5 protein-coding genes are annotated in these 6,246 nt (G+C 45.5%); 4 read left to right on the top strand and 1 reads right to left on the bottom strand.

Going from position 1 to position 6,246, the window contains the following annotated elements; genetic code table 11:
* Window positions 1-229: 229 nt before the first annotated feature.
* Window positions 230-2,011 carry a DUF885 domain-containing protein gene (locus OCV99_RS13830; protein WP_158371347.1) on the bottom strand — a complete coding sequence of 594 codons (1,782 nt, stop codon included), beginning with the start codon at window positions 2,009-2,011 and terminating at the stop codon, window positions 230-232.
* Between the two features lie 209 nt (window positions 2,012-2,220).
* On the opposite strand from OCV99_RS13830, the gene OCV99_RS13825 reads away from it, so the two are divergent.
* From OCV99_RS13825 to rsmA, 4 genes are all read left to right on the top strand, one after another.
* Window positions 2,221-2,367, top strand: a complete 147-nt coding sequence (locus OCV99_RS13825) for a hypothetical protein (RefSeq protein ID WP_227193404.1) — start codon at window positions 2,221-2,223, stop codon at window positions 2,365-2,367.
* Between the two features lie 45 nt (window positions 2,368-2,412).
* Window positions 2,413-4,380, top strand: a complete 1,968-nt coding sequence (gene metG / locus OCV99_RS13820; protein WP_158371354.1) for a methionine--tRNA ligase — start codon at window positions 2,413-2,415, stop codon at window positions 4,378-4,380.
* A gap of 165 nt (window positions 4,381-4,545) precedes the next feature.
* Window positions 4,546-5,307 (top strand): TatD family hydrolase, encoded by a 762-nt coding sequence (locus tag OCV99_RS13815; protein WP_158371345.1) that lies wholly within the window; start codon window positions 4,546-4,548, stop codon window positions 5,305-5,307.
* Between the two features lie 29 nt (window positions 5,308-5,336).
* On the top strand, window positions 5,337-6,215 hold the full coding sequence (rsmA, locus tag OCV99_RS13810) for a 16S rRNA (adenine(1518)-N(6)/adenine(1519)-N(6))-dimethyltransferase RsmA (protein WP_158371344.1): 879 nt from the start codon (window positions 5,337-5,339) through the stop codon (window positions 6,213-6,215).
* The last annotated feature ends 31 nt before the right edge of the window (window positions 6,216-6,246 follow it).

Genomic DNA, 6,246 nt, shown 5'->3' with positions numbered 1-6,246 from the left:
TATACGTCTGCTCTTCGGTCTGCTGGACAAGGGCCAACTCTACTCTCCGGAAAAGAGTAGGTAATCCACACCATATATCGAACTTACGTTCCTTTTAGACCGTAGGTCTATTAAAGTTACCCTTTTCCAAAAAAATCTTTTTCATTTTCCTCTTGACATATCACCAAATTGCTTTACATAATCAACTCGCGTTTTATTGTAAAGGTATGCAGTAAAAAAGGAAAGATAATTACGGGTTTTTTGACATAATTTTAGCACCGGATTCGCTGTCGCACAGAATATATTTTCGCAGGATACTGAAGGGGGCGGGACCGATATCCAGTATGGCTTTATGGAATTCCTTTTGGTCGAAGGCATCACCTTTCTGTGAAATTGCATCTCGCTTTAAGTCCAGAAATTCGGCATATCCGATATAGTATTTCAGATAGTTTGCCGGGTCTGCGATGATTAAATCATAAATGTTCTCAATGGTTTCTGTATCACGGATACCGTATTCATGGAAGAAGGAGACGGTGTCCAAAAGTGTCCATCCGTCATAGTGGATCCCCATGTCTGCCAGTGCATACAATCCCAGGATTACAGAAGAATTGCGCTGCATCAAAGTGGCAGTATTCTTATCCAGAGAAGTGTAATAATAGCTCATCATCTCGCTGTAAGTCGCCCATCCTTCTGTGTAGCCGCCAAAATTTAAGAGGCTGCGCAAAGGAGCAGGGTTCGTACTGGCAAAGTAGGTAGTCTGATAGAGGTGCCCGGGATAGCCTTCGTGTGCCAGTGTGGTATAGAAATCGAGATCATCGGGAATATGCCCCTGGTTGATGTAGATGACGTTTTCTTTGGTGTTGTCGATGGCAGGAACCATATAAAATGCAGGACTTAAGTATTCTTCCATTTCTTTCTGTACGTATTTTATCCGGGTAGCCACTTCCGGAGGCGCAGGAAAGGAATTGTCAAGTTTTCCTTTTAGTTCCAGCAGAATCGCAGAAGGATTGGAATCTGCCAGGGTAAAGGAAGGACTCTGCTGTGCCGAGGCGGAGATGCTTCCCTCTGTATAATTGTCAGAAATCAGAATTTCCTGCATGACAGCCAGGTCTTCTGCCATCTGGGCACGGGTCAGTTCCTGAAGTTCGGTGATGCTTCTGGAAGAACCGGTTTCCCTTTTTACCAGGTACTCATAATATCCGGAACCATCGGGAAGATAGCACAGCCCATTGGGAGTCTTTCCTGTCGTGCGCAGAGAAGTAAGGGCGTCTTTTAGTCTGGTGTAGGCGGGAAATACTGCTGTTTCTATCAATTCTTCATTTTTTGCGATGTAACGGTCTTTTTCTTCACGGGAAATGCCTTCGGTTTCTTCAATCCGGTTTTCGAAGGTAGAATAGAGGTAGTTGCTGTCTCCCGTTAATATAAAGGAATTGCATTCTTTTATAATAGTATCTGCAGTATAGGATGCCATAAATAATCCGGCGTCAGATTTTGCCTGTTCAAAAGTAATCAGAGAATCTATGTAATCCGGTATATTTTCCAATAGGGAAAGGTAAGTATCGACATCTTCAGGCCGGTAGAACTGATATTCAGAAAGAAGGACCGGAAGCTGGGACTGTGTGCCTGTCATGGGGCTTAACGGTTCATCGTATAGCGTATAGGGAACTCCTGCCAGAGAGATTTCCAGATAATTTTCCAGGATGTCAAAGGTAAGCTTATTTTCGTCGGAAAGTAGGCCGTATCGGAATTTTTTCAGTGCGGCAAGGCAATTTTCAACAGAAGCGCTGGCAGAGGAACCATCGGTGGAGTAACTTCCCAGTGTTTCAGGAACATCGTGGATCCCGTATGCTTCCGGATCTTTCAATGTGTAATGCACGGTAATTGCATTTGCCGATACTTCCTGACGGAATAGCTCATTGGTGAAGTTATCGAAGCTTGTGTTGACCTGCCGGGAAGAGCCGGAACAGGCAGCGAAGAAGGCAAGAGCAAGAAATAGAAGAATGAGAAGAACGGCGGATATTTTTTTTCGCATAAATTTCCTCGAAGTGTTTTGTCTATATTTATGCGTGGAAAACGAGGGGTATGACAGAAGAAAACGAGGGTTCTTTCTTGACAAGCAGAGTGGATATGTGATACCATTTTTTAAAATCAATCAATAAAGCAAAAGCAATGACGGAGAGAGTAAGCTTGTTGAAGTTTTACAGAGAGATCCTGAACCGGAGCCGGGAGGTATAGATACTGATGCGGGCGGGGATGCTGAGAGGGATGAAGGGAGACTGGCTGAAGATGGCTTCTGAGCAGCGTGGAGGAACAGTTTGCTACTTCATGATGGGACCGCCCATTACAGCGGAAGGTACTTTCCGGTACCTGTTGAGGCTTTGCCCGTGAGGGCGGAGTGAAGTAGAAGTGGTAACACGAGATGGCTCGTCTTCTTTGGTTCTTTGGAATCGGAGAGGATTTTTTTTGCTTTTAAAAGGAGAGGGAAAGATGGCTGAGAAACAAAAATATTACATTACGACAGCGATTGCTTATACATCAGGGAAACCGCACATTGGAAATACTTATGAGATTGTACTTGCGGATGCAATCGCGCGCTATAAAAGACAGCAGGGATATGACGTGTTTTTCCAGACGGGGACGGATGAACATGGCCAGAAGATTGAGCTGAAGGCAGAGGAAGCCGGCATTACGCCGAAAGAGTATGTGGACAATGTGGCGGGGCAGGTGAAGGAAATCTGGGATCTGATGAATACATCTTATGATAAGTTTATCCGCACTACCGATGAAGACCATGAAAGACAGGTTCAGAAGATTTTCAAGAAGCTGTATGAAAAAGGTGATATTTATAAAGGATACTATGAGGGTATGTACTGTACCCCGTGTGAATCCTTCTTTACAGAGTCACAGCTTGTGGATGGCAAATGTCCTGACTGTGGACGTGAGGTTCAGCCGGCGAAGGAAGAGGCGTACTTCTTCAAGATGAGCAAGTATGCAGATCGTCTGATTGAGCATATTCATGCACATCCGGAATTTATTCAGCCTGTATCCAGGAAGAATGAGATGATGAACAACTTCCTGCTTCCGGGACTGCAGGATCTGTGTGTATCCAGGACTTCTTTTAAATGGGGAATTCCGGTGGATTTTGATCCGAAACATGTAGTCTATGTGTGGCTGGACGCGCTGACGAATTATATTACCGGAATCGGATATGATGCAGAGGGGGACGGTACGGAGCAGTTTCAGAAGAACTGGCCTGCAGACCTGCATCTGATAGGGAAGGATATTATCCGTTTCCATACGATTTACTGGCCGATTTTCCTGATGGCGTTAGATCTTCCGCTGCCGAAGCAGGTATTCGGGCATCCGTGGCTTCTGCAGGGTGATGGTAAGATGAGCAAGTCCAAGGGAAATGTGCTTTATGCGGATGAGCTGGTAGATTTCTTCGGAGTGGATGCGGTGCGGTATTTTGTGCTGCATGAGATGCCATTTGATAATGACGGCGTTATTTCCTGGGAACTGCTTGTAGAGCGGATTAATTCGGATCTTGCCAATACACTGGGGAATCTGGTGAACCGTACGATTTCCATGACGAATAAATATTTTGGCGGCGTGGTAACGGATAAAGGCGCGGCAGAGGAAGTTGATGCAGATTTAAAGAGCGTGGCAGAGAATCTTCCGAAGGTGGTCGGCACTAAGATGGACGAACTTCGGGTGGCGGATGCTATTACCGAGATTTTCACCTTATTTAAACGCTGTAATAAATATATCGACGAAACGATGCCATGGGCTCTTGCGAAGGAAGAAGAGAAAAGAGACCGTCTGGAGACGGTACTTTATAACCTGATTGAGAGCATCAAAGTGGGCGCGGAGCTTTTGGAAGCTTTCATGCCGGAGACGTCTGCGAAAATCCTTGCCCAGCTTGGTGATGGCAAAGTGACGGATAAACCGGAGATTCTTTTTGCAAGACTGGATATGGAGGAGGTCCTGAAGAAGGTGGAAGAACTTCACCCGCAGGCAGCAGAGGAACTGGAAGTGGAGAAGGAAGAAGAAGTTGGTATTGATATAGAAGCGAAACCGGAAATTACTTTTGATGATTTTGGGAAAATGCAGTTCCAGGTGGGAGAGATTATTGCCTGTGAGGAAGTGAAGAAATCAAAAAAACTTCTGTGTTCCCAGGTGAAAATCGGAAGCCAGGTGAAGCAGATTGTATCCGGTATTAAGAAATATTACAGCGCTGAAGAGATGGTGGGTAAGAAGGTGATGGTTCTTGTGAACTTAAAGCCCGCGAAGCTTGCCGGGGTGCTGTCAGAAGGCATGTTGCTTTGTGCAGAGGATGCAGAAGGCAATCTTGCATTGATGACGCCGGAGAAAGAGATGCCTTCAGGGGCTGAAATCTGTTAAAAACGATCCGATTCTGATGAAAATAGTTCAGTTGGGCGGAGGGACGAGAACTTTCCGCCCTGTCTGTTTATAAACGCTTCATAAAAATTTAATCTATCATAACTATAATTTATAAATAAATTGTGGTATAATTCTTGTAATTTCACTTTTGCAGGGGTATTTTTTATGATTTTCGAGACACATGCGCATTATGATGACGAACAATTTGATATAGACCGGGAGGACTTGCTTTTGTCTATGGAGGCAGGCGGCGTAGGAACCATCGTGAATGTAAGCGCGTCTTATGAGTCTTGCGAAAAGGTTGTGAAGCTGGCAGAGAAGTATCCGTTCGTATATGCGGCGGTGGGAGTTCATCCTGATGAGGTGGGAGCCTTGAATGAAGAGACATTTGCCAGGATGAAGGAGTTGTTCTCTAATCCCAGAGTGGTTGCAGTGGGAGAGATTGGCCTGGATTATTACTGGGACAATGAATCCCATGATTTGCAGAAGGAATGGTTCGTCCGCCAGCTTAATCTTGCCAGAGAGCTGGATCTGCCTGTTTTAATTCACAGCAGAGATGCGGCAGCAGATACTATGGAGATTATGAAGCAGTACGGACAGGGACTGGACGGTGTAATTCATTGTTTTTCCTATTCCGGCGAGATGGCAGAGGAATACGTGAAGATGGGATATTATATCGGCATCGGCGGCGTGGTGACATTTAAGAATGCCAGGAAGATGAAGGAAGTGGTAGAGAAGGTTCCGTTGGAGTCTATTCTGTTGGAGACGGACAGCCCTTACCTTGCGCCGGAACCGAACCGGGGGAAGCGGAATTCCTCCCTGAATCTCGTCTATGTGGCACAAAAGATTGCGGAAATTAAAGGGATAACCTATGAAGAAGTGGTAGCGCAGACGGAGCAGAATGCAAGACGGATGTACCGGCTGTAGTATACGCGAGAGAGTGAAGGTGATTATATATGGCAGAACCTACGCTGGGAATTCCACAGAATACGATAGAGGTATTGAAGAAATACAATTTTTCTTTCCAGAAGAAGTATGGACAAAATTTTCTGATAGATACACATGTGCTGGATAAGATTATCCGGGCAGCGGGGATTACAGAGGATGACTGTGTGTTAGAGATTGGCCCCGGCATTGGAACTATGACGCAGTATTTGGCGCAGGCGGCCGGGAAGGTAATTGCGGTAGAGATTGATAAGGCTTTGATTCCGATTCTTTCGGATACTCTTTCTTCCTATTATAATGTAACAATTATTAATGATGATGTGCTGAAACTCGACATCAGAAAACTGGTAGAAGAGGAGAATGAAGGAAAGCCGATTAAGGTGGTTGCAAATCTTCCCTATTATATTACGACGCCGATTATTATGGGGCTGTATGAAAATCATGTCCCCATTGAAAGCATTACGGTTATGGTACAGAAGGAAGTGGCAGACCGTATGCAGGAGGAACCCGGAAGTAAGGACTACGGCGCACTGTCATTGGCAGTTCAGTATTATGCCGAACCTTACATTGTGGCAAATGTTCCTCCTAATTGTTTTATGCCAAGACCGAAGGTGGGGTCGGCGGTCATCCGGCTGACAAGCCATAAAAAGCCTCCGGTGGAAGTGGAGGATGAGAAGCTTTTATTCCGGCTGATTCGGGCATCTTTTAATCAGAGAAGGAAGACGCTGGCGAACGGCCTGAAGAACTCTCCGGAACTGGATGTTCCGAAAGAGGTCATCATGGAGTGTATAGAGGAATTGGGAAGAGGGGCGAGTATCCGGGGAGAAGCATTGTCGCTGGAAGAATTTGCGGCGCTTTGCAACAGTATCAGCCGGAAAATGCGTGAGTAACCGATGAGACTGAAAAGAAAGGAGAATGCTT

This window comes from Dorea acetigenes (genome assembly GCF_025567385.1).
In the GTDB taxonomy this organism is placed as follows: Bacteria; Bacillota; Clostridia; order Lachnospirales; family Lachnospiraceae; genus Claveliimonas; species Claveliimonas acetigenes.
This window is presented reverse-complemented; position numbering and strand designations above follow the sequence as displayed.